Consider the following 23,130-nt stretch of genomic DNA (forward strand, 5'->3'; position numbering starts at 1 on the left):
GGAACTGACTCCGCGATTGATATGAAAAGCTGAGCCATAGCTTAGGGATTCGTGAGGAAAGATCAACGGTTGTTTTGTCTGTCCAGCGACCACTTTCACTTCCCGACGATTTTTATCAGAGGTCGATCGGAAAGCCCCGTTACTTCAAGTCTTTGCCATTTGTCTTTGGAAACCGCCAGCACTGCACAGGGTGTGGTAATAACCTGTGCAACCATCGCATCGGGCTCAGGCGTGATAACCGCCATGTCCAGAAGAAGCGTATCACCAGTTGCATTGGCGTCCCGCAGCCCAACACTGAAACCGGCCGTTGGCTGTTGGCCGAGAGTCACAAACACCAACTGTTCCCGATCGAAGCTGACGCTTCTGATCGCCGCTGTGGTCAGGTTCTGTCCGGACACGCCCAGGAATCTGTCGAGTTCATCGGACGATTTCACATAAGCCACACCCGGCCCGCTCAAACCACAATAAGGCGACTGGGTAATTTGGCGAGCCAATGGTGCCGGGGAGGCATTCCTTGCGGGAGATGTGCAAGCCGTCAGAATCAGAACCAGAAAAGCCGTTATCAACCCCGAATTCGATAAGCTCATCGCGTCGTTTTCCTCGTGTATTCGAGAGACTCTCTGCGCTCACCGGCTTCCAGCAGGCGATAACCGGAAAAGTCTGGTCGAGGCAGGATATCTGGAGTTGACGCTGAGATCGTCGGTCGCGAAAAGCTGGTGGTCATGATTACTTCCTCCAGCGACTGCCCTTCTTCAATGGTGATGATCTCTCGCAGCCCGGCTATCGGGTATTCCGCACAGGCCTCGCCTGGCTGGCAAATGATCCCGTCTCCATCGATATCGGTGCCCGCAACGAGGTAATAGGAGCCTGGTGAAACCTCGCTCAACCGTTTCGGTGCCACGCCATCATCCGACTCGAACCGGAACGTGTAATGCCCATTTTCCGGCTCAACCGCCAGTTGTGCCTCCGCCTCATAAAATCCGTCTACCGGGGTAGTGTTCACGAGGAGCACGAAATGGACCCCGGCAGTCCTCGCAAATTCATCTGAAAGTACTTGGGCTACTACGGGAATATCCAGAGACCGAAGCTCACTGCCAGCCTGGTAGTCAACACGTATCACATCGCGATAAGCCACGTTTTCTTCAATTGCCGAGTCAACCAGCGCAACATTCAGAGCGATTGTACTGTCGATGTCGCTGCGGATTACCGTAAACCAGGGAGGCGTATCCGAAATGCTGACGTTGCTGATGGCTCCGTTACCGATCTGATTCAGACGGACAATCTGTTCGCTCCCCGTTTCAGACCCCAGAATAACCTGGGATGGGGAGGGTGAAAGAATAGTGATATCACCACTCAGATTCGCCTGCAGCGCCCCGGAGGCATCAAGAATGCCAAAGCCAAGCTGGTCCGACCGGCTACCAGAGAAGTCGGTTAGCCCGCCGGACTCAAGCAGCGCTCTTAACCCCTCATAGTTCAACGAGCTATCCTGCGTCTTCAGCAAAGCAAGAACTCCCGAGACATGAGGTGCCGCCATGGAGGTGCCCTGGAGCCCGGTATAGCTGGCCTCAAAACCATTGGCACCTGCAACCGCACTGGTACTCCAGACTACATCTGCCCGCCCGTCGTTGTTGCCATCACGGCTGGCATCGCCGCCCGGTCCGGCAAGATCGATCCAGCTGCCAAAATTCGAATACGATGCCAATTGCCCCCCCGCATCCACCGAGCTGACCGCAAGCACATTGGGCGACGCGGCCGGGTATGAGGGTGAAGAAGTGGCCGAGTTGCCCGCGGCACCGACAAAAAGCATATCTCGTTCATTGACGCCGAATTCGATGGCTGCCTCCAACTGGGGAATTTCAGGCAAACCACCGAGGCTAAGATTTACCACCTGAGCTCTCGCGGCAACACCGTCAGTCTCCCCGGTGACCCACCGAATAGCATCAATCAGATCGTCCGAAGACCCGGTTCCGCCCTCGCCAAGCACCCTGACCGGCAGAATACGTCCTCCGAAAGCGACACCGCCGATGCCCTGGCCATTGAGCACAGCACCAATGGTGCCGGCCACGTGGGTGCCATGAAAGACACTGGCAGCAACGCTACTGCCCGGATCCTGGGGAAAATCATCACCGTCCACGAAATCACGGCCCGGGAGCACATTGTCTTCCAAGTCCGGATGCCAGCTTCGGCTCGCCGGATCAGGGCTAAAGAGCCCGCTATCCAGGACCGCCACCGAAACCCCGGCACCTCCGTCCGGTGCCAATTGCCAGGCTTCAGGACCGTTTATGAGATCGTAGTGCCATTGAAGACCATACAATTCCTCGCCCACTGGTGTGTTGGCGCTTGAAAACAGGTAATTGGGCGATACAGATGCGACATCGGTTCGCTTGCGTAACCCTCTGATCCAATCGAGGGTTTCTGTTTTCGTAGCCTCGGTACTGGCAGCCGCAGCTTTCAAAGGCATTTTGATCAGCCAGTCCTCGTTACCCAGATGCCGCCCTGGAGTGGCCGACTGACCGGATAGCCCCGGAGAGCCTGCGCTGTTCATTCTGACAATAGCTTCTCCAGACATGAACTCATGGGCCGGCCAATCGAGGCTGAACGAGCCAAGCTGTCCAGTTGACGCTTTCACCAGAACATAACGTGCTGGAAAACTGCCGGTGGCCTCGACTTCCAGCAGGTAATCGTCTTCGGAAAAGCCATCGCCAAGTGTGACTTCGGCGGGATCTGACTCTCGGTCCGTTGTCGCCGAGGGCGGCATCCCGGATCCATCAAACAATGTGAGCGTGAGTTGGGGATTGCCCGCGCGGCTACCAAGACTGACCAATCGGACGACTTCACCGGGCGCAAGAGGCACTAAAAACTGATCAGAAGCGTCTGCGCTGTAACTGAAGATTTGCCCGCTAATGGCCTCGTAACGGCCCGAATCACCACTGACATAGCCAGCAAGAACAAAGTTCAGTGGCAGAGACTGTGGACTGGTTGCCGGTTGCGCGCCCGACAAACCCAGCTCATCCATGGTGTCCTGATCTATTCGGCTACCGGCCTCAATATTTATTTGGCCCGCGAGCGGGCTGCCCGGTGCTACCGGGAAGGGGTCAGAGCTGGCTTCACCGCCCCCACCTCCGCAGCCGGTCAAAAAGGCTATGCCGGCGGTCAACAGAAGGTGTCTGCAGCGATTTTGAATAATCATTTGAATAGGAACCACCCAAAATTCAGGACAAGTGAGAATAGCTTATAGTCACTTGCCGGCTGTGTCAGTTTCTGTTCAAACTACGTTTCCTCTTGTATTCCAGATGCAAAAAAGCCGCCCGAAGTTTCCCTCAGGCGGCCCTCTTTATCGCACTTCAACATTACAACGCGTAGAACAGCATCGGCACAAAGGCCACGAACAACAGTGTGGGGCCCATCACGGCCAGGGGCAGCAGCAGCCGCTCATAGCGATGCCAGAAGGAACCTGTGCGCTCTGCCGCCAGCACTTCGGTCTCGCCCACCACCTGGCGGGTGAGCAGGTGGTTCAGCGCCACTGGCGGGCTCAGGTAACCGAGCTCAAATGCCACCAGACACACAATCCAGAAGTGCAGCGGATCAATACCCAGCTGGATCGCCGGCTGGGCAATGGTCGCCGACACCAGGATTACCGCGCCGAACGGGTCCATGACCATGCCTATAACTGTGAGCATCACGACGATCACCAGCATGGCGATCCAGGGACTGGTCAGGTCCTCCGGGAAGAGCGCGTGAACAATATCCGAGCGTTCCAGGATACCGCCGAGGCAGATCGAAAACCCGATAAGCGCAAGCAGGGCTCCGATATGCACCGCTGAATCGCTGGCAGCGGCGGAGCTTCGGTTCCAGAACGCCTGAGAGCGGGTGTGGCCCTGCGCCTCTCTGCTCCGGCCGGAATCCAGAAGGACCAGAGCCAGCATGACCAACGGCAGGATCAGCGGGGCGCTGTACTCGTTGAACTTCAATCCCAGAACAACCCAGATCGACAGGATGACCAGAGCAGCCACAACCACATAAGGCAGCAAGGCACGACTTTCCGAGAGAGCAGCACGGAACGCGCCCGGCGCCGGACGAGGCTTCCAGTTCCCCTGGGTCTTGCAGACAATCAGCGAAAACAGCGTTGCCGACATGATAAAGACCCAGAAGCCCCAGCTGTACATCTCTGTGGTGGTGACTTCTTTATTAAGCGCAGCCACGACAACAATCAGCAGGCAAGGATTCAGCACAACGCCCAGGCTGCCCGACATGGCGGTCGTTGCCAGGGACAGCTGCCGCCCTGCACCGGCACGGCGGAGTTCGTCATAAACAACGCCACCCACGGCCAGGATGAAAATGCCCGATGCGCCGGTGAACGCGGTCGGAAACGCAGTTGCGAAGATGATCACCGAGGCCAGCAGCGGTGCTGGCAGATTGAAGGGCTTGATAAGATTCAGCAGAAGCTCGGGAATCCTGGTCTGCTTCAGCATCATGCCCACCAGCACGTAAAGGCCGATGTTGATGAACATGGACGACAGGTTGGACATCATCCCGAAATAGATGGCCAGGCCCGAGGCGTAACCGTCTACCAGGAAGAAATAGCTCATGGCGATCAGGCCCATGGCACAGTAGAGCGGAATCACCAGACCGGACGAGGCGGAAAGCCCGCCGGAACGGATCCGTTCCGGAACGTTCAGGAACCGGACGGCGTTAATCACCATGAACAGGCCGAAGACCCCGCCCCAGGCATACTGCAGGTTCATGGTGTCTTCCGAACCCGGCGACGCGGCCAGTTTCCCAAGATAAGCGTTCAGCGACAGCACCATCAGGCCATTAACCACAAACTGCACACCCTGGCTCAACCGCCATTCGGCACGGTTGCGAGGCAGGCGAAGCGCAATGTGGTCGGTATCCAGTGCAGCGATTGCCGCAGCCATCGCGAACATTGCGATAAACAGGTACTTGGTAAGCTCAATGTTCTCAAGCAGGAAGTCCGCCAGCCCCTGCTCTACGGTCTTGAAGGCCCCGAGAGCTGGCGTGGCGTGCACCAGGTTCTGCTCATAGACATCGTATTGCTGCTGGCAGAGTTCCAGATTGCTCTGGAGGGATTTGCGAATGGCTTCCGGATTAGGCGGTGAACTGAAAAGGTCATCCGGGTCCGGCTTATAGTTCGCCACCCGGCGGGCAACCTCGGCGTCGATATCCATCTCCAGTTGGCACGTGGGCTCCGCGGCATCCGGATTCAGCAAATAGTAGTTTGGCCAGGCCTGTTCGCCGACCCAGAGCAGTCGGGAATGCAGGGAATTGCCCATCCCCAACAGCAACGTAAACAACAGCAAGAGCAGCAGGACGGCCCCGTATATCCGATGTACGGGATAGAGGGTCCTTGCAGCCGGAGCGGTAATTGCTCGCCAGTTCATGATGGTTCCGCCCTGTTATTCGCGGTTGGCCGCAGTACACTCGGCAGCAGCCGGGTTACTTGCACACCGGATCTTGCTGAGCAGACCCATCATTTTCGGGTGATACACATCCGGGGCGCCGTTCAGACCATCGCGCATTTCGATCCGGTTCTCCCGGAACATTTCCTGATAGCCGCGGATGTCTTTCTCAGGGATGCGTACCCATTTTTCCTCAGGAATGGCCGCTTCCTGGCCTTCGATCAGGCCCATAGCCTGCGGGAACATGTTCCAGGCAACTTCCCGGGCTTTCTGGGCGGTTTCGTCGCCTAGCACGTCATCACGGGCAACCATCTGAAGCGTCAGCTGTGCCAGCGGATAGTCCACCACCCCGCCGTTCTCGCCAATGCCCTTGTAGAGTTCCAGAGCTTCGTAAGCAAAAGCCGGCGCATAGGCGGTATCCACCGAACCGTTGTTGAACTTGCCGGCGAAGTTGGTGATGTCGGAGGGCACGACCGTGGCTTTGACGAAGTTCACCATATGAATGGCGTCTTTCTGGTAGTCCAGGGTTGCCATACGCTTGCCGGCCAGCTCGCCGGCGGTATCAATACTGCGATCGTTTACAAACAGATAGCCGGCACCGACAGGAATGATCCCGAGCACTTCGTACCCGTTATCCTTCATCAATGGCGCTGCTTTGGGCTGCGCCAGAGTGGCCAACAGGGTTTTCAGGTTGTCGTAGGTGGGAAGGGCTCCCACGGCGCTGATGCTGCCCGTGAACTTGTTGAATGGACGAATCCGGATGTCCGTGGCGGCAACCGCATCGCATTGCCCGGCATTAAAATCACCAATCGCCACACCTTCATCGGTGTAGGGTTTCAGCTGGAAATCCACGCCATGACCTTTCATCTCCAGGGCATAGTCTTTGACGAAATTGTAAAAGTCTCCATTGGCGCCGATGACATCGAACACACACATGGAGACAGACTGCGCCGATGCCAGAGGAGCGGCGGCGACAAGGGCCATGGCTGTCAGGGATTTGCGGATCATAACGACCTCCGGGTCATTCTTGTGTTTGTCAGTTTTCAGAGGATGTCGGCAACCTGGCTTACAGCAGGTCGTCCAGATTCATGGTTTCGACGTTGTCGGTTTGCCGCTCCGGGCTCATCCTGCCGAAGAAGGATTGCGGCGTCCGATAGCCGTAGTTGGCGGTCCAGTGTTTGTCAGAAGAAAAGCGAACCACGCCCGCCGCGACTTCATCCACCAGACGGTACTCGTCCCAGACCTCCATAGTTGCATCGGCCTCGGCGAAACTGGCGATGGCTTCCTCAAGCTTCTCCGGCCGGCCAAAGGTTTCGGCGGCGACAGCCTGGAGCGCGTGCGGAACCCGCATGCCTTTCTCAACGCCCAGCTCCCTGCTGTGTTCCAGCACCTGCCACGGATCCGGCGCCAGCGCCGGACGGGTATCCGGCAGCAGCAGCCAGACCAGGGCCCGGATGGCGTTTGGCATACCACCCCACTTTTCATTGTCCAGACAGGTAGCGGCACGCTCGGCCTGGGGAGCGATATTCCTGGGGACTCCGGCCATGGCGCCGGAATTGGCATCGTTTACGATTGCCTGCATACCGGTCAGCAAGCCCAGCAGGAAGGTGATTTCGTCCTGTTCGGTGAACAGAAAGGGGCACTCGAGGGGTTCAGCAGCGGGATCGAACTCGTAGGCGGCCATTGCTCGCTTAAAGGAGGCATACCGACGTTTCGCGGTCAGCGCATTCAATCGCTTTGCCACTTCCCTAGCGTCCTTTGCCGCTTCCACATCTCCCTCATAATCCGCTCTGAGATAGGCGAGCTCAGCCTCCCAGGCCTTGTACTCCGCACAATTGCCTGCCAGAAGCATCAACAGGGAGCCGGTGGTGTCAGGTGCATCGGTGACCCGCGAGAAGGAATAGAGCAGCGGATCCACGCCCTCGCCCAGCGCACACGCCATCTGGGTGTCGGACATCTGCAACACGTAGGGCGTGGCTTCGCCCTCCGAATAATTGGAGAGCACAACGCCGGTGGTGGTGTAGATGGGGTTGGCCGAGCAACCTGTGAGTATGGCAACGGCTGCCAGCGAGAGAGCCTTGAGGCGAGCCGCAAAGACATGCGGTCCGAGCTTTGCCAGAGAGGAGATCATATTTCACCCTGCATCACGTTGTTTTTGTTTGCCCGATCTGAACTCGGTTTTTGTCAACGGGTGCAAGAATGCGGTGAAAACTGTCCTACAAAAATGGCTCGAATGCCGATTTTGTTATGCCGATCGGGCCAATGGCCCGGAAGGAAAGGAATTTGCCAGAATATTATTGATATAAAACAATGACTTTTGAAAACGCCAATCCGCTTACAGAGCCATCATTGCCATTACCTGATCGGTCAGGCCATCCAGTGTCAGCCCTCCCCGCTCCGGTTTGTACCAGGTTACGGTCCAGCTGAGAGCGCCGGTCAACATCCTTCGAACAACGAAGGGATCCGCCTCCAGCGCGCCCTCGCGCTTCAATGATTCCAGCACATCCAGCCACAGTTTCTCGTAGATGTCCCGAAGTTCCAGCACTTCGCCCTGGGACGGGGCCGACAGACTCCGCCATTCAAATACCAGGACCGCCATCGCTTCGCCGGTCTGGCCATTGATAGATTCAAGTTCCGCGCGGATCAGTCCACGAAGCTTCTGCCTGCTGGTATCGGCGGCCTCCAGAGCCGCCTGCATGAGCGCGGTGTTCAGCCGGATGGTTTCTACCATCACTGCCTTGAGGATCTCTTCCTTGGTTCGAAAGTGGTGGAACAGGCTGCCGGACTGAATACCCACGGCAGCGGCAAGGTCACGAACTGTAGTGCGCTCGTAGCCTTTTTCCCGGAACAGCCGAGCCGCCTCAGTGAGCAGACGGCCGCGAGCGCCTTCGGGGTCTGACACAAGGTTTTCTGCGATCAGGGACTGGAGGATCTGGTTCTGGCTCACTACGGCTACTCGGTTGGCATAAGAGGCCTTTAATTCTACCTGAAACATGCCTGTTTACAAACCAAGCGCTTGCTTGGTATTGTCATCTCCATCGTGTGGCAAAACCGCCACCGCTCCCATTTTCAATCAGCAATCATTTACAGGGCACAGGAAGATGGCTGAATCCCCCAACACTGTTCGCATCGGATGCTCCGCCGCCTTCTGGGGCGACACGGAAACGGCTGCCGCGCAGCTGGTCCACAAGGGCAATATCGACTATCTGGTAGCCGATTATCTGGCCGAAATCACCATGTCGATCATGGCGGGCCAGAAAATGAAGGACCCATCCCAGGGGTATGCGCGGGATTTCGTACAGACGGTCATGGGCCCCTTGCTCGGTGACATCAAGGAAAAGGGCATTCGGGTGCTGGCCAACGCCGGCGGCGTCAACCCGGTGGCCTGTCGTGACGCCCTTCAGGCTCTCTGTGAAAAAGCCGGCGTGGACATGAAGATCGCCCTGGTTCTGGGCGACGACCTTCTGATGAAAAAGAAAAATCTCGCAGATATGGGCGTCAAGGAGATGGGTTCCGGCCAACCGATGCCCGCAATGATGGTCAGCCTGAATGCCTATCTGGGAGCGCCAGGTCTGGTTGCGGCTCTGGAACAGGGCGCGGACATCGTTATTACCGGCCGGGTGGCAGACAGTGCCCTGGTATTGGCACCGCTGGTGCACGAGTTCGGCTGGAGCTGGCAAGACTACGACAAACTGGCGCAGGGCAGCCTGGCCGGGCATCTGCTCGAGTGCGGTGCCCAGGCCACCGGCGGCAACTTCACCGACTGGGAAGCGGTAGCTGGCGGCTACGCCAACATGGGATTCCCGATAGCCGAAGTGAGTGCCAACGGCGACTTTTTTATCACCAAGCCCGAAGACACCGGCGGGCTGGTTAGTCGTGGCACAGTTGCGGAACAGCTGGTCTACGAAATCGGTGACCCAAGGGCCTACCTGCTGCCTGACGTTACCTGCGATTTCACAGGTGTAGAGCTGGAGGAAACCGGTAAAGACCGTGTACAGGTGCGGGGCGCACGGGGGCTACCACCCACCGACAGTTACAAGGTATCGGGCACCTGGCCGGATGGTTTCAAGTGCACGGTTACCTTCCTGCTGGCAGGCATGAATGCCAGGGCCAAGGCCCAGACTGTCGCACAGGCCATTCTGGCCAAGACCTCACGCATGTTCAGCGAACGTGGCCTGCCTGATTACAGCGAAACCAGTATTGAGCTTCTGGGTACGGAAACGACCTACGGTGCTCATGGCCGTGGCGAGGATTGCCGCGAAGTAGTGGTCAAGATCAGCACCGCCCATCCCAAGAAAGAGGCCCTTGTACTGTTTTCCCGCGAGATTGCCCAGGCAGCCACGGGGATGGCACCGGGAATCACCGGGATTGTGGGTGGCCGGCCGACCGTGTGGCCGAAGATCCGGTTGTATTCATGCCTGGTGCCGAAAACGGAAGTTGATGTGTCCGTGGATCTGGGCGGCGAGCGGCAAACCGTTGGAGTCGAAACCAGCGGCGGTTTCGATAACAGCGACCTCCAGCCCCAGTCGTTCACACACGAGACAGACGAAACGGACACCACTGTGCCGCTGGTGAAGCTTGCCTGGGCCCGCAGCGGTGACAAGGGCGACCACACCAACATTGGCGTGATCGCCCGCAAACCGGAATTTCTGCCGTTCATTGAAACCGCGCTGACGGAAGCGGCGGTTGCGGACTGGATGGCCCATACCCTGAATCCGGAAACCGGCCGGGTGACCCGCTGGGCCATGCCCGGGCTGAAGGCCATCAATTTCCTGCTGGAGCACAGCCTTGGCGGCGGTGGCGTGGCCAGCCTGCGGATTGATCCACAAGGGAAGGCGTTTGCGCAGCAGCTATTGGAGTTTCCGGTGCCTGTTCCTTCTGGTCTGGTTAAAGATTGATTTATTGGTGCATGCACTCTGGTTGATAGCGCGTTCCGGGACACGCCGTGAATACATCCATGTAGGCTTGATCGCAGCATCCTTGCTGCTCACAGTCCCGAAACGCGCTACCAACCAGAGCGCCCGAACTTTGAAAGGGTCTTCGTTACTATGAGCTATCAGTCTGTGTTTCATCCCGACTTGTTTAAGGGCCAGGTGTATATTGTTACCGGCGGCGGTTCTGGTATTGGCCGGTGTACGGCCCATGAACTCGCTGCCCTGGGCGCACGGGTTGCCCTGGTCGGCCGCAAGGCCGAGAAAGTGGAATCTGTGAAAGCAGAGATCACCGAGGACGGCGGCATTGCGTCCGCCCATGTCTGTGATATCCGTGAAGAGGACTCGGTCAAGGCCACGGTGAAGGCGATCATTGCCGAACACGGAGGCCTGAATGGTTTGGTGAACAATGCCGGCGGGCAGTTCCAGGCGCCGCTGACCGGGATCAACCAGAAGGGCTGGGAGACGGTGGTTCGAACCAATCTGACCGGCGGCTTCCTGATGGCACGGGAATCCTACACCCAGGCGCTGTCAAAAACCGGGGGCGCTATTGTAAATATCGTGGCCGATATGTGGGGTGGTATGCCCGGCATGGGACACTCCGGCGCCGCCAGGGCCGGCATGGTGAACTTTACCCAGACAGCCGCCGTTGAGTGGGGCGCGTCCGGGGTTCGTGTAAACGCAGTCGCTCCGGGCTGGATTGCCTCCAGTGGCATGGATAACTACCCCGAACACATGAAGCAGTGGATTCGCAGCCTTGGTGATAACGTCCCGATCAAACGCATGGGCACCGAATCCGAAGTCAGCTCGGCCATCTGTTTTTTACTCAGCCCTGGCGCAGCGTTTATCAGCGGGGATTGTCTGCGGATCGACGGCGGTGCGTCACAGGGAGGTCGGGTCTGGCCGCTACCGAAAGCCAAGAACAACGAACCCTACAACGGCTTTCACCGGGCCATCACCCCGAAAGTTCTGAGCGACGACTAAGGAGCCGACCATGCAGGTACTTGAATCCACGGTAAGCTCCACGTCCGAGGACTTCCGCACCAACGCCGAAGCCATGGACGCCCACATCACCACGTTCCGGGACGTTGAGCAAAAGGTTCTGGATTTGGCGGAAGCCGCCCGGGAGAAGTTCATCAAACGGGGCAAGCTGCTCCCGAGGGACCGTATTAACCGGTTGCTGGACCGCGGCACGCCCTTTCTGGAACTCTGCTCCCTGGCAGGCTACAAGATGCACGACGACAAGGACGGCAGCCTCGCCGGCGGCGGGATCATCGCCGGCATAGGTTATGTGAGCGGCATCCGCTGTCTGGTGGTGGCCAGCAATAGCGCCATCAAAGGCGGCACCATTACCCCTGCCGGCCTGGACAAAACGCTGCGCCTGCAGCAGATCGCCATGGAAAACAAGCTTCCGGTCGTATCCCTTTCCGAGAGCGGCGGCGCCAACCTGAACTACGCCACCGATATTTTCGTGCTCGGCGCCCGGGGCTTTGCCAATCAGGCGCGGATGTCCGCGGCCGGCATTCCTCAGGTCACCGTTGTCCACGGCAACGCCACCGCCGGAGGCGCCTATCAGCCGGGTCTGTCCGACTACGTGATCGTGGTGCGCGAGCAAGCCAAGATGTTCCTGGCCGGCCCACCACTGCTGAAGGCAGCAACCGGCGAAGTTGCCACCGATGAGGAACTTGGCGGCGCGGAGATGCATGCGACCGTGGCAGGAACGGCAGAGTACCTGGCCGAAGACGACGCCGACGGCATCCGCCAGGCCAGAAACATCCTCGAAGCCCTGCCCTGGAACGAGCAGCTGCCACCCCGGCGCGAACTTCAATGGGAGGAACCGCTCTACCCGGCCGAGGAGCTGTTGGGTGTCATCCCGGCGGATTCCAAAAAGCCCTACGATGTGCGCGAAATCCTCGCCCGCATTGCCGACGGTTCAAAGTTCATGGACTTCAAAAACGAGTTCGACGACCAGACCGTCTGCGGCACCATCCGAATTGAAGGTCATTCAGTCGGCATCATCGGCAACAACGGCCCGATCACCCCGGCTGGATCCGCCAAGGCCGCCCAGTTCATCCAGCTCTGCGACCAGGCCGGAACGCCCCTTTTGTTCCTGCATAACACCACCGGTTTCATGGTGGGTACTCACTCAGAGCAGAACGGCATCATCAAACACGGCTCGAAAATGATCCAGGCTGTGGCCAACTGTCGGGTGCCAAAGGTCGCAATTGTCATCGGCGGTTCCTATGGTGCAGGTAACTATGCCATGTGCGGCCGTGGCCTGGATCCGAGGTTCATCTTTGCCTGGCCCAACAGCCGAACCGCAGTTATGGGGCCGGCGCAGGCAGGAAAGGTGATGCGTATCGTGGCTGAAGACAAGCAGCGCCGCGGCGGCATGGAGCCGGATCCGAAGACACTGGATTTTCTGGAGCAGGCCACGGCGAAGAAACTGGAGGAAGGCTCAACGGCGCTGTTCGGAACGGCCAGATTGTGGGATGACGGGTTGATTGACCCGCGGGATACGCGGCGCGTTCTGGCCCTAGTTCTGGACGTTTGCCGGGAAGCCGAGGCTCGGCAGTTGCGGCCCAATACCTTTGGTGTGGCCCGCCTTTAGGCTTTCTGGGTTTGGTGGGGCCCGCCTATTGGTCTTCGGAATGAGCTGCAGGAACCGATTGGGCCCCTCTGTCCAAAAAACGCTACGAGCACATCCATGTGCGCTTGGCGCCGGCCATCCTTGGCCGTCGACATTTTTGGACAGAGGGGCCCAACCGATTCTTCAGGATTCGGAGTTAACGCCTTCAGTGAGAGCGCTTTTCAGAAGTATGCGAGAAACAAACGTAGGTCGGATTAGCCAAAGGCGTAATCCGACAAAAAAAGCCAGGCCACCCCGCCAATCTGTCGGGTTACGCCTTTGGCTAACCCGACCTACAAAAACAACAAAACTGCCAGCAGGCAGCAAACAGTTTGCAAACATAAGCGGCTGTGTGGGATCGGTTTCAGAAAATGTCGGCGGCCATGGATGGCCGACGCCAAGCGCACATGGATGTGCTCGTAGCGGTTTTCTGAAACCGATCCCACACAGCCGCGTCCCAAGCTAAAGAACGTGCACCAACACCGAGAAGGCACGGACTCTCTACCAGCAGGAGAACAGGAACGTGAAATTCACAGCCGAACACGAAGCCCTTCGAAAAACCGTCCGCGATTTCGTCGAGAAGGAAATCAATCCCCACTGCGACGAATGGGAAGCCGCCGGGGAATTCCCGATTCATGAACTGTTCAAAAAGCTCGGAAACCTCGGCATCCTGGGTATCCAGAAGCCCGAAGAATACGGCGGTATGGGGCTGGATTACAGCTACAACCTGGTGGCTGCGGAAGAGCTTGGCATGGCCCATTGTGGTGGTGTGCCGCTGGCCATCGGGGTCCAGACCGATATGTGTACCCCGGCCATTTCCCGGTTTGGATCTGATGAACTGAAACGCAGTTTCCTCGCGCCGGCCATTGCCGGCGACATGGTGGGATGTATTGGCGTCAGTGAAGTTGGCGCAGGTTCTGATGTAGCGGGAATGAAAACCACTGCCAAGAAAGACGGTGACGACTACATCATCAACGGCTCCAAGATGTGGATTACCAACAGCCCCAAATCCGACTTCATCTGCTTGCTGGCCAACACCTCGGACGACAAGCCCCACAAGAACAAGTCTTTGATCATCGTGCCCACGAAAACGCCGGGCATCTCCTTCAGCCCGCACCTGAACAAGCTCGGCATGCGCTCTTCCGAAACCGCCCAGATCTTTTTTGACGACGTCCGTGTGCCCCAGCGCTACAGGATCGGCGCCGAGGGCACCGGTTTCATGATGCAGATGCTGCAGTTCCAGGAGGAGCGAATCTGGGGTGCGGCGAACGTGATCAAGGCGCTGGAAAACTGCATCACCAAGACCATCGAGTACTGTCGCGAGCGGAAGACCTTCGGCCAGCCGCTGATCGACAACCAGGTAATCCACTTCCGCCTGGCCGAACTGCAAACCGAAGTCGAGGCCCTGCGCGCCCTCACCTACCAGGCCTGCGAGCTGCACGTTGAAGGCAAGGATGTCACCCGCCTGGCCTCCATGGCCAAACTCAAGGCCGGACGTCTTGGGCGTGAGGTTACAGATAGCTGCCTGCAGTACTGGGGCGGTAACGGTTACATGTGGGACAACCCGATTTCCCGGGCACACCGGGATGTTCGACTGGTCTCCATCGGCGGTGGTGCCGACGAAATCATGCTGGGAATTATCTGCAAGATGATGGGCACCCTTCCGGGCAAGAAGCGCGACTAACAAACGGACGGTGGAGTCACTTATGGACCAGGTACCGCATTGCGAAACACTGCTTCTGGAAAAACAGGGCCCAACCCTGTTTATCACCATCAACCGACCGGACGTGCGCAACGCCATGAGCCTCGAGATGGTGGCGGAACTGTCCGCGGTGTTCACCCAGATTGAAAACGACCTGCACATTCGCGCCGTCGTCATCCGAGGCGTCGGTGGGCACTTCTGCGCCGGTGGTGATATCAAAGACATGGCCGGAGCCCGCGGCCAGAAAGCGGTCGAGGGTGAGGCGGACCCGTTCTATCGTCTGAACCGCGCTTTCGGTCAGATGATTCAACAGGTCAACGAATCCTCGAAAGTGGTCATCGCGATCACCGAAGGCGCCGTCATGGGCGGTGGATTCGGTTTGGCCTGCGTTTCCGACGTCGCCATCGCCGGGCCGAGCGCCAAGTTCGGCATGCCGGAAACCTCCCTCGGCGTGATTCCAGCCCAGATTGCGCCGTTTGTGGTTGAACGAATCGGCCTCACTCAGGCCCGGCGGCTGGCCCTGCTCGGTTTGAGAATCGATGCGAACGAAGCATGCAGTCTTGGCATCGTTCACCAGGCGGCTTCTTCAGAGGATGAACTGGAAGAGATGCTGACAAGCGCTCTGGATCGTGTCCGCCACTGCGCACCGGTTGCCACGGCAGAAACCAAAGCGTTGCTACACAGGGTTGGCCATGAACCCATGAGCGGTTTGCTGGACAGCGCGGCTGAAAAATTTGCGGAAGCCATCCGGGGAAGCGAAGGAACGGAGGGCACCATGGCCTTCATGCAAAAACGTCCACCAGCCTGGGCAAGCGAATCGGACTGATGCGGAGCGAGGGTGAGTGCCGTCTGGCTTCCAGAAAATGTCGGCGGCCATGGATGGCCGACGCCAAGCGCACATGGATGTGCTCGTAGCGGTTTTCTGGAAGCCAGACGGCACTCAGCCTCGCGGCTTACTCCAAAGGAGAGAACAAGAACATGTTAAAGAAACTACTAGTAGCCAACCGCGGCGAAATCGCAGTCCGCGTCATCCGTACCGCGAAAGCCCTGGGTTACCGCACCGTGGCCGTCTACTCAGAGGCCGACGCCAGGGCCATGCACGTGGAACTCGCCGACGAGGCCGTCTGCATTGGCCCGGCACAGGTATCCGCCTCCTACCTGAACAGCGATGCAATTCTTGAAGCCGCCCGCAAAACCGGCGCCGACTGCATCCACCCGGGATACGGCTTCCTCTCCGAGAATGCCGCCTTCGCCAACGCCTGCAAAGACGCCGGATTGGTGTTCGTTGGCCCTCCCGCCTCGGCCATCGAACTCATGGGCAGCAAGCGCCGATCCAAAATCGCCATGCAGGAAGCCGGCGTGCCAGTGGTGCCTGGCTATGAAGGCGACAACGCCAACGACGACGAACTGATCGCCGCCGCCAAAGACATCGGCTACCCCCTCATGATCAAAGCCTCTGCCGGCGGTGGTGGTCGCGGCATGCGCCTGGTTGAGAGTGAATCCGAACTGGCCGACAACATCAAACGGGCCCGTTCCGAATCAAAACAGGCCTTCGGCGACGACGAACTGATCCTGGAAAAAGCCGTGATTGAGCCCCGCCACGTGGAAATCCAGGTGTTTGCGGATCGCCACGGCAATGCGGTCTACCTCGGCGAACGGGACTGCTCAGTACAGCGCCGACACCAGAAAGTAGTGGAAGAAGCACCCTCCCCCTTTGTCACGCCGGAACTACGACAGGCCATGGGTGAGGCTGCAGTCAAAGCGGCTCTGGCCTGCAACTACGAAGGCGCCGGCACCGTCGAGTTCCTGGTCGACAAGCACCGAAACTTCTACTTTCTGGAAATGAACACCCGCCTGCAGGTAGAGCATCCGGTCACCGAACTCATTACCGGCCAGGATCTGGTCGCCTGGCAGCTCAACGTGGCCGAGGGACGCCCGCTGCCGCTCAGCCAGGACGATATTCACCTGAATGGCCATGCCATTGAGGTTCGACTCTATGCAGAGGACCCTGCCCACGGATTCACACCCCAGACCGGACCGCTATACGCCTTTGAACCAGCCGAAGGCGAAGGTTTAAGGTTTGATACCGGGGTACGATCTGGAGATGCTATCACTCCCCACTACGACCCGATGCTGGCAAAAGTAATTGCCTGGGGCCAAAACCGGGATGAAGCCCGCCGGCGACTGATCCGATCGCTTGAGGACACAACCGTGTTCGGCGTGACCACCAACCGCCATTTCCTGAGCCGGATTATCGCAGACGAAACTTTCGGGGCCGGCGGGGCGACCACGGCCTTCCTGCAGCAGGCCTTCAAGGACGATCCGTCCCTTCAGCCGCAAAACCTGACCATTCGCCAGTTGGCCCTGGCCGCCTGCGTGCTCGACCATGACATTTCGGGCCAGAGCGCCTGGAGCAATGCGCCGGCCACCATGACCCCCATCAAGCTGGAAACCGGCGACACCACTGTCGAGCTACTGGTGACCCGCAGCGGCAGCCGGTTGTCTGTCAGTATGGGCGAAACCCGGCATTCCCTGGTACTTGAGAGCCAGAGGGATGGCCATTTGTGCATTATCGACAGCGGCGTTCGTCAGGCCTGCCAATATCACCGCCAGGGCGATTCCCTATATTTGCAGGCGTTCGGGCAATCCTGGTCGGTGCGCGATGTTACCCACCAACCAGCCAGGACTGCTGGTGGCGCGGGCAGCGGTCGCATCCAGGCGACCATGGATGGTGCCATCATTGATGTGTTAGTTGAAGCTGGTCAGAGCGTTCACCAGGGCGATACGCTGGTGATACTGGAAGCCATGAAGATGGAGCATCCGGTAAAAGCAGACCGCGACGGCAGAGTCGCCGAGATTCTTGCGAGCAAAGGCGACCAGGTAAAACGCAGTCAGTTACTGGTCCAGATAACCGCCAACGAGACGGCCGAACAGGAGAACGAGGCATGAGTACCATGCGTGATCGTACCGTTTTTATCACCGGCGCCAGCCGTGGCATCGGCCGGGCCATCGCCCTCGCCGCCGCCCGTCAGGGCGCGAACGTAGTGATTGCCGCCAAATCAGACACGCCTCATCCGAAGCTGCCAGGCACGATCCATACGGTGGCGGAGGAAGTTCGGGATGCTGGAGGCAAAGCGCTACCGCTGGTTCTGGATGTCCGGGATGAAAAGCAGATCCGCCAGCGCATTGATGAGGCCGGCGAGCATTTTGGCGGCATCGACGCACTGGTAAACAACGCAGGCGCCATTCGGCTAACCGGTGTGGAAAACCTCAAGGTCAGCCGGTACGACCTGATGCATCAGGTCAATGCCCGGGCCGTCATGGCCTGCAGCCAGGCCGCACTGCCCTGGCTGAAACAGTCGGACCGGGCTCACATCCTGAGCCTGTCGCCGCCTCTGAATCTGAATACCCGGTGGTTCGCCCAATATGGCCCCTATACCACCACAAAATACGCCATGACCATGCTGAGCCTGGGCATGGCGGAGGAGTTCAGGCGGTACGGCATTGCGGTTAACACGCTGTGGCCAAAAACGCTGATTGCCACGGCAGCCATCGAATTTGAGGTTGGCGGGCCCCAGATGATGGCCCAGGGCAGGAAACCGGACATCATGGCCGATGCTGCTGTCAGCATCCTCAACCGGTCGTCTGAGACTATGACTGGTCAGACCCTGATCGACGAGGACCTGCTACGGCAGGACGGTATCACCGACTTCGAGCATTACCGGTATGAGCCGGGCGATAAGCCCCTGATGCCGGACCTGTTTTTGGACTGAACCCGAGGCATGCGTTGTTCCGGGTTCAACGTCCACACAATAAAAGGGACAAATGGAAACACCATGAGCCAAGACAACGTATCCGCACTGGACATTGCCCGCAGCCTGCCCGGAATCTTCCGGCGCTTGCCGGCCATAACCCGGGGGCTGTATTACTATGCCCTGAAAAACGAGAACCGTGAGCTTACGCTCGGCACTCTTATCGAGAGCAACGCCCGGAACCTGGGCAGCCGGCCCGCCATTCTGTTTGAAGACCGCTCGATCACATGGAGCGAACTAAATGGCTGGGCCAACCGCATTGCCCGCTACCTGCAGGACCAAGGGCTTGCCAAAGGGGACGCCATTGCGATCTTCCTTGAAAACCGCCCCGAATTACTGGCCGTAGTAGCCGGCGCAGCCAAACTCGGCGTCGCCTGCGCCATGCTCAACACCTCCCAGAGAGGCAAGGTACTCGAACACAGCATCAACCTGATCGAGCCCAAAATGGTGGTGGTTGGCGAGGAACTGATCGAAGCGTTCGACGGCATAAAGACAGATCTCAAGACCGCCCATCCCCAGCCATTCCAGTTTCTGGCAGACACCAACACGCTGAACGCCTTTGGGGACGCACCGACCGGTTACGCCAACATGGCCGCGCAGGTCAGCACCTTCAACAGCGACGCCCCGGTTCTGAGCGATGCGCCGAAAATGGGCGATACCGCCATCTACCTGTTCACCTCCGGCACCACCGGCCTGCCCAAGGCCGCCCCGGGCTCACACCGCAAATTTATAATGGCCTACGGCGGGTTTGGCCTGATGTCTCTGGCCATGAAGCCGGAGGACGTTCTTTACTGCACGCTCCCCCTTTATCACGGCACCGCTCTGCTGGTCTGCTGGGGGTCCGTCCTGGCCGGCGGCTCCGCCATTGCCCTGCGCCGCAAGTTCTCCGCCAGCGCCTTCTGGGACGACGTTCGCTATTACCACGCCACCACCTTCGGCTACGTCGGCGAACTCTGCCGCTACCTGCTGAACCAGCCACCCAGCGAACAGGACCGGAACCACAGCCTCACCAAAATGATCGGCAACGGCCTCCGCCCCTCCATCTGGAAGGAATTCAAGCAGCGCTTCGGGATAGAGACAGTCGCAGAGCTCTACGCCTCCAGCGAAGGCAACATCGGCTTCAGCAACTTCTTCAACATGGACAACACGGTAGGCTTCTCTACCGCCCCCTACAAACTGGTGAAATTCCACGACGGCACACGGGATCCAGTTCGTAACGAAAAAGGCTTCATGCAGGAAGTGGCTAAAGGCGAGCCCGGCCTGTTGATCGGCGAGATCACCAAGAAATGGTCGTTCGAGGGTTACACCCAGAAAGAGGCCACGGAAAAATCGATCCTCCGCAACGCTTTCAAGAAGGGGGACGCCTGGTTCAACACTGGCGATGTCCTGAAGGAAATCGGGTGCGGCCACCTGCAGTTCGTCGACCGTATGGGCGATACCTACCGCTGGAAGGGCGAAAACGTCTCAACGACGGAAGTGGAAAACATCATCGACGGCTCGGGGATGGTCGAGGAAGCCATCGTCTACGGCGTCGAGATCCCCGGCTCCAACGGTAAGGCCGGCATGGTGCCCCTGGTTCCCCACAGTAATGGCCAAGAGTTCGATGTGAACAGATTATTCGCCTATCTGCGGGACAATCTGCCGGCCTATGCAGTACCGGTGTTTGTGCGCATCACCCACGCCATCGAGAAAACCGGAACCTTCAAATACCGCAAGGTGGATATCCAGAAGCTGGGCTATTCGCTTAGGGACGGCGAGGAAGTCTATGCCTGGTTGCCCGGGACTGATGGGTATACCCTGCTGACGCCGGAGCTGGTTTCGGAGATTGACTCGGGTTCGGTCCGGTTTTGATGATTGGCCTTTTGTCTGGGCCCTAGCCTTATGGATTAGCGGATTGGTGAGGGTGGGCTATTGCGTTATAGTCTTGATACTCAGAGATACCACTGATTCCAGAAGTTGCCGGTTGGAAGCACTTCCCAAAAATGTCGGCGGCCATGGATGGCCGACGCCAAGCGCACATGGATGTGCTCGTAGCGGTTTTTGGGAGGTGCTTCCAACCGGCAACCTCCCAAAGCTTTCAGGCTTCGATAAAACTCAGGAGCCGACTTTAAGCACAACCTTGCCAGTCGCTTTGCGTTCAGTAAGGGCTCCAAGGGCAGAGGCGTAATCCTCGAAGTCATAGACGGCACTGATCTTCGGATCAATCTTGCCCTCGGCATAGAGCTTCATCAGCTCCATCATGTTCTGGGCGCTGGCTTCCGGCTCGCGTTGAGTGAAACTGCCCCAGAATACGCCAACAACGGAACAACCTTTCAGAAGAGTCAAATTTGCCGGGATTTTCGGAATCTCGCCGGCCGCGAAGCCGATGATCAGGTGGCGGCCATTCCAGGCCATGGCGCGGAGAGCCTGTTCGGTGAAGTCACCGCCTACGGGGTCGTAGATGACATCCACGCCTTTGCTGTGAGTAAGCTTCTTCACCGCGTCTTTAAGAGGCTCTTCGGCATAATTGATAAGCTCATCGGCGCCAGCTTCCTTGGCAACCGCTAGCTTTTCCGCCGAACTGGCGGCTGCAATAACCTTCGCGCCCATGGCCTTGCCGAGCTCAACCGTTGCCAGGCCCACGCCACCGCTGGCGCCCAGAACCAGAAGCGATTCGCCAGGCTGAAGGTTGCCGCGCTGCTTGAGGGCATAATAGGAAGTCCCATAAACCATGGTGAAGGCCGCAGCCTTCTCGTCGGACATGCCATCGGGGACGGGGAGAAGATTCTGCTCCGGCACGATGACTTCTTCGGCAAAGGCGCCATAACCTGTCAGCCCAGCAACACGGTCGCCTACCTTGAAGCGGGTTACCTTGTCGCCAACCTCGATAACCTCACCCGCCATTTCGCCACCCGGGGAAAAAGGCAGGCTTGGCTTCAACTGATATTTGTTCTCGATGATGAGGGTGTCCGGAAAATTCAGGCCGGCGGCTTTAACGCGCACTTTGACACCGCGGCCTTTCACTTCGGGGCTGGGAACTTCTTCGATGACCAGCTTCTCGGCCGGACCATATTCCTTGCAGAGGATGGCTTTCATGAGTGCTCCGTTTTTGTTTGATCGGATTCCAGGCGACAGGCGCCTGTGATTGTTATCCGTCAAGCTAAACAGAGTCTTAACATGAAGCAAATAAAGTTCTTTTATCTAAGCGCATAAGCGGCGCTTATTTCTCAGAGCGAGTCCATTCAGAGCATGGTCCCGCCGATCACGAGAGCGCCAACCAAAACCACCCCGGCCACAATCAGGCCAGTTTTCATTCCTGAGGACAGCACCTGAGGCGCGTCGCCGACAGATTTAGGATCATCACGGGTAGACAGATTCTGTTCCTGGCTGGAGTTGCGAACGAGCTCGATCATTTTCTCACACTGTTCAGAGGTGAACGCGGCCGGATCAAAGGATTCAAGTCCCTGATCATCCAGAAATGCCCGAACGTCCCTCGAAAGCGGCACGTATTTCATGGACCAGTTACTGAACGTTCGGCTCTTGAGGGGCTCTTCTATCAAGGTGACGATGTTGCGGTGGCGGTCATCCTTCAGGATCCTGTCATACGTGCGACGGACGGCGTCCTCTTCACCTTCCAGATACTGGAAAAACCGGTCGTTTCCGTAGTAGAGGCCACCGACCAACTGGTCTTTGGCATTGTTCTTACGGGAGGTCATCAGAATTCGTGCAACGTGGGGTTCAACACCCTTTTCCACCGGTTTGGCTTCAAACGTGGCTTCACTGGCATAGGCCAGGCGCATCAGGGACATAGCAACTCCGTACAACAGGATACAGGTAAGTTGAATGCAAGATACGTTCAGAACTGTCGCTATGGATCACAGTCCGGAGGCCCGCGCTTCCTGACACCTATCTGGCCTCAGGTGAAAGCCATCCGCTTTTTCGCTATCCTGCGCGCTTTGACTTTAGGCATCCGGCCACTCCTGGCCTATCTCGGGGCTCGCCATGATCGACATCATCTACGTGCTTGAAATGGTTGGAATCGTCGCGTTTGCGATTTCCGGCATGATCGTGGCGCGCTCCAAAAATATGGATCCTGTGGGCGTATTTACCATCGGCTTCATCACGGCACTCGGGGGTGGCACCCTGCGCGACCTGATCATGGACAACCACCCTCTTTACTGGATCAAGCACGAAGAGCAACCGATGCTGATTCTGGCCATGGCGGTTGTCTTCAGTTATTGGAAAAAGGCTGAGCGGCTGCGGGAGTCAAGAATTGTGTTCCCCGACGCCATCGGACTCGGCGTTTTTTCCATCCTTGGCGCCCAACTGGCCCTGGATCTGGGACATTCCTGGTTTGTCGCTTCCCTGCTGGGAGTGATGACGGGCACCTTTGGCGGCGCCCTGCGGGATACCCTCTGTAACGAGGTCCCCTATATTTTTCGCAAAGACCAGATCTACGCCTCGATCTCATTCGCCGGATGCTGGCTGTACTTTGTCTGCCAGTGGTTCCTCGACAACGAGGTCCTGCCGTTGACCATTGGCCTGCTTTTTATCGTCATCGTGCGGATGCTGGCGGTCCGCTTCGATATCCGGCTTCAGCGTGACTCTCATGGCAACTAACGCCACATTCGCTTTGACGAACTGTCAATCATCCCTT

General features: G+C 58.1%; 17 protein-coding genes. 9 read left to right on the forward strand and 8 right to left on the reverse strand.

Features of this window, described 5'->3' with window-relative positions; translation table 11 throughout:
* Positions 1-95 precede the first annotated feature (95 nt).
* The 6 genes from AC13E3_RS22470 to AC13E3_RS22495 all read right to left on the reverse strand — a co-directional run bounded on the left by AC13E3_RS22470 (position 96) and on the right by AC13E3_RS22495 (position 8,415).
* Positions 96-434 carry a protease complex subunit PrcB family protein gene (locus AC13E3_RS22470; RefSeq protein ID WP_008174084.1) on the reverse strand — a complete coding sequence of 113 codons (339 nt, stop codon included), beginning with the start codon at positions 432-434 and terminating at the stop codon, positions 96-98.
* Positions 435-583: 149 nt separating this feature from the next.
* A complete protein-coding gene (locus tag AC13E3_RS22475; protein WP_227497833.1) occupies positions 584-3,016 on the reverse strand; it encodes a S8 family serine peptidase in 2,433 nt (810 codons plus the stop codon).
* A 334-nt stretch (positions 3,017-3,350) separates the two neighbouring features.
* Positions 3,351-5,402, reverse strand: a complete 2,052-nt coding sequence (locus AC13E3_RS22480; RefSeq protein ID WP_482902576.1) for a TRAP transporter large permease subunit — start codon at positions 5,400-5,402, stop codon at positions 3,351-3,353.
* Between the two features lie 15 nt (positions 5,403-5,417).
* Positions 5,418-6,428: a putative solute-binding protein gene (locus AC13E3_RS22485; RefSeq protein WP_405420906.1), complete on the reverse strand. Its 1,011-nt coding sequence runs from the start codon at positions 6,426-6,428 to the stop codon at positions 5,418-5,420.
* A gap of 58 nt (positions 6,429-6,486) precedes the next feature.
* Entirely contained in the window at positions 6,487-7,551 is a 1,065-nt protein-coding gene (locus AC13E3_RS22490) for a hypothetical protein (protein WP_405420908.1), read from the reverse strand.
* Between the two features lie 204 nt (positions 7,552-7,755).
* Positions 7,756-8,415 carry a TetR/AcrR family transcriptional regulator gene (locus AC13E3_RS22495; RefSeq protein WP_008174077.1) on the reverse strand — a complete coding sequence of 220 codons (660 nt, stop codon included), beginning with the start codon at positions 8,413-8,415 and terminating at the stop codon, positions 7,756-7,758.
* A 106-nt stretch (positions 8,416-8,521) separates the two neighbouring features.
* Between AC13E3_RS22495 and AC13E3_RS22500 the strand changes: the two genes are divergently transcribed.
* From AC13E3_RS22500 to AC13E3_RS22535, 8 genes are all read left to right on the forward strand, one after another.
* On the forward strand, positions 8,522-10,318 hold the full coding sequence (locus tag AC13E3_RS22500; protein ID WP_008174075.1) for an acyclic terpene utilization AtuA family protein: 1,797 nt from the start codon (positions 8,522-8,524) through the stop codon (positions 10,316-10,318).
* Positions 10,319-10,468: 150 nt separating this feature from the next.
* Complete coding sequence (locus AC13E3_RS22505) at positions 10,469-11,335, forward strand: SDR family oxidoreductase (RefSeq protein WP_008174073.1); 867 nt, start codon at positions 10,469-10,471, stop codon at positions 11,333-11,335.
* 10 nt (positions 11,336-11,345) lie between these two features.
* On the forward strand, positions 11,346-12,962 hold the full coding sequence (locus AC13E3_RS22510; protein ID WP_104269891.1) for an acyl-CoA carboxylase subunit beta: 1,617 nt from the start codon (positions 11,346-11,348) through the stop codon (positions 12,960-12,962).
* A 541-nt stretch (positions 12,963-13,503) separates the two neighbouring features.
* Positions 13,504-14,664, forward strand: coding sequence for an acyl-CoA dehydrogenase family protein (locus AC13E3_RS22515; RefSeq protein ID WP_062781787.1), 1,161 nt, complete (start codon positions 13,504-13,506; stop codon positions 14,662-14,664).
* 22 nt (positions 14,665-14,686) lie between these two features.
* Entirely contained in the window at positions 14,687-15,508 is an 822-nt protein-coding gene (locus tag AC13E3_RS22520; protein WP_288365161.1) for an enoyl-CoA hydratase/isomerase family protein, read from the forward strand.
* A 152-nt stretch (positions 15,509-15,660) separates the two neighbouring features.
* On the forward strand, positions 15,661-17,631 hold the full coding sequence (locus tag AC13E3_RS22525) for an acetyl/propionyl/methylcrotonyl-CoA carboxylase subunit alpha (protein WP_482902577.1): 1,971 nt from the start codon (positions 15,661-15,663) through the stop codon (positions 17,629-17,631).
* Positions 17,628-18,455 (forward strand): SDR family oxidoreductase, encoded by an 828-nt coding sequence (locus tag AC13E3_RS22530; protein ID WP_008174063.1) that lies wholly within the window; start codon positions 17,628-17,630, stop codon positions 18,453-18,455. The genes AC13E3_RS22525 and AC13E3_RS22530 overlap by 4 nt, the downstream gene beginning before the upstream one ends.
* Before the next feature lie 63 nt (positions 18,456-18,518).
* Positions 18,519-20,345 (forward strand): long-chain-acyl-CoA synthetase, encoded by a 1,827-nt coding sequence (locus tag AC13E3_RS22535; RefSeq protein ID WP_482902578.1) that lies wholly within the window; start codon positions 18,519-18,521, stop codon positions 20,343-20,345.
* 243 nt (positions 20,346-20,588) lie between these two features.
* Here the strand turns inward: AC13E3_RS22535 and AC13E3_RS22540 are convergent, their stop codons facing one another.
* Entirely contained in the window at positions 20,589-21,569 is a 981-nt protein-coding gene (locus tag AC13E3_RS22540; RefSeq protein WP_008174060.1) for an NADPH:quinone oxidoreductase family protein, read from the reverse strand.
* A gap of 146 nt (positions 21,570-21,715) precedes the next feature.
* The gene (locus tag AC13E3_RS22545) at positions 21,716-22,282 is read right to left on the reverse strand and encodes a BLUF domain-containing protein (RefSeq protein WP_008174059.1); all 567 of its coding nucleotides are present in this window, start codon (positions 22,280-22,282) and stop codon (positions 21,716-21,718) included.
* Positions 22,283-22,475: 193 nt separating this feature from the next.
* Between AC13E3_RS22545 and AC13E3_RS22550 the strand changes: the two genes are divergently transcribed.
* Positions 22,476-23,093: a trimeric intracellular cation channel family protein gene (locus AC13E3_RS22550; protein WP_062781766.1), complete on the forward strand. Its 618-nt coding sequence runs from the start codon at positions 22,476-22,478 to the stop codon at positions 23,091-23,093.
* Positions 23,094-23,130: the final 37 nt, after the last annotated feature.

Source organism: Marinobacter sp. L-80, from assembly GCF_056859395.1.

What these genes read in the sequence shown, in the direction of transcription:
- AC13E3_RS22485 (WP_405420906.1), bottom strand. Translation starts at nt 6,428, where the DNA reads ATGATCCGCAAATCCCTGACAGCCATGGCCCTTGTCGCCGCCGCTCCT.
- AC13E3_RS22490 (WP_405420908.1), bottom strand. Translation starts at nt 7,551, where the DNA reads ATGATCTCCTCTCTGGCAAAGCTCGGACCGCATGTCTTTGCGGCTCGC.
- AC13E3_RS22495 (WP_008174077.1), bottom strand. Translation starts at nt 8,415, where the DNA reads ATGTTTCAGGTAGAATTAAAGGCCTCTTATGCCAACCGAGTAGCCGTA.
- AC13E3_RS22480 (WP_482902576.1), bottom strand. Translation starts at nt 5,402, where the DNA reads ATGAACTGGCGAGCAATTACCGCTCCGGCTGCAAGGACCCTCTATCCC.
- AC13E3_RS22520 (WP_288365161.1), top strand. Translation starts at nt 14,687, where the DNA reads ATGGACCAGGTACCGCATTGCGAAACACTGCTTCTGGAAAAACAGGGC.
- AC13E3_RS22550 (WP_062781766.1), top strand. Translation starts at nt 22,476, where the DNA reads ATGATCGACATCATCTACGTGCTTGAAATGGTTGGAATCGTCGCGTTT.
- AC13E3_RS22510 (WP_104269891.1), top strand. Translation starts at nt 11,346, where the DNA reads ATGCAGGTACTTGAATCCACGGTAAGCTCCACGTCCGAGGACTTCCGC.
- AC13E3_RS22545 (WP_008174059.1), bottom strand. Translation starts at nt 22,282, where the DNA reads ATGTCCCTGATGCGCCTGGCCTATGCCAGTGAAGCCACGTTTGAAGCC.
- AC13E3_RS22535 (WP_482902578.1), top strand. Translation starts at nt 18,519, where the DNA reads ATGAGCCAAGACAACGTATCCGCACTGGACATTGCCCGCAGCCTGCCC.
- AC13E3_RS22505 (WP_008174073.1), top strand. Translation starts at nt 10,469, where the DNA reads ATGAGCTATCAGTCTGTGTTTCATCCCGACTTGTTTAAGGGCCAGGTG.
- AC13E3_RS22525 (WP_482902577.1), top strand. Translation starts at nt 15,661, where the DNA reads ATGTTAAAGAAACTACTAGTAGCCAACCGCGGCGAAATCGCAGTCCGC.
- AC13E3_RS22500 (WP_008174075.1), top strand. Translation starts at nt 8,522, where the DNA reads ATGGCTGAATCCCCCAACACTGTTCGCATCGGATGCTCCGCCGCCTTC.
- AC13E3_RS22540 (WP_008174060.1), bottom strand. Translation starts at nt 21,569, where the DNA reads ATGAAAGCCATCCTCTGCAAGGAATATGGTCCGGCCGAGAAGCTGGTC.
- AC13E3_RS22530 (WP_008174063.1), top strand. Translation starts at nt 17,628, where the DNA reads ATGAGTACCATGCGTGATCGTACCGTTTTTATCACCGGCGCCAGCCGT.
- AC13E3_RS22475 (WP_227497833.1), bottom strand. Translation starts at nt 3,016, where the DNA reads ATGGATGAGCTGGGTTTGTCGGGCGCGCAACCGGCAACCAGTCCACAG.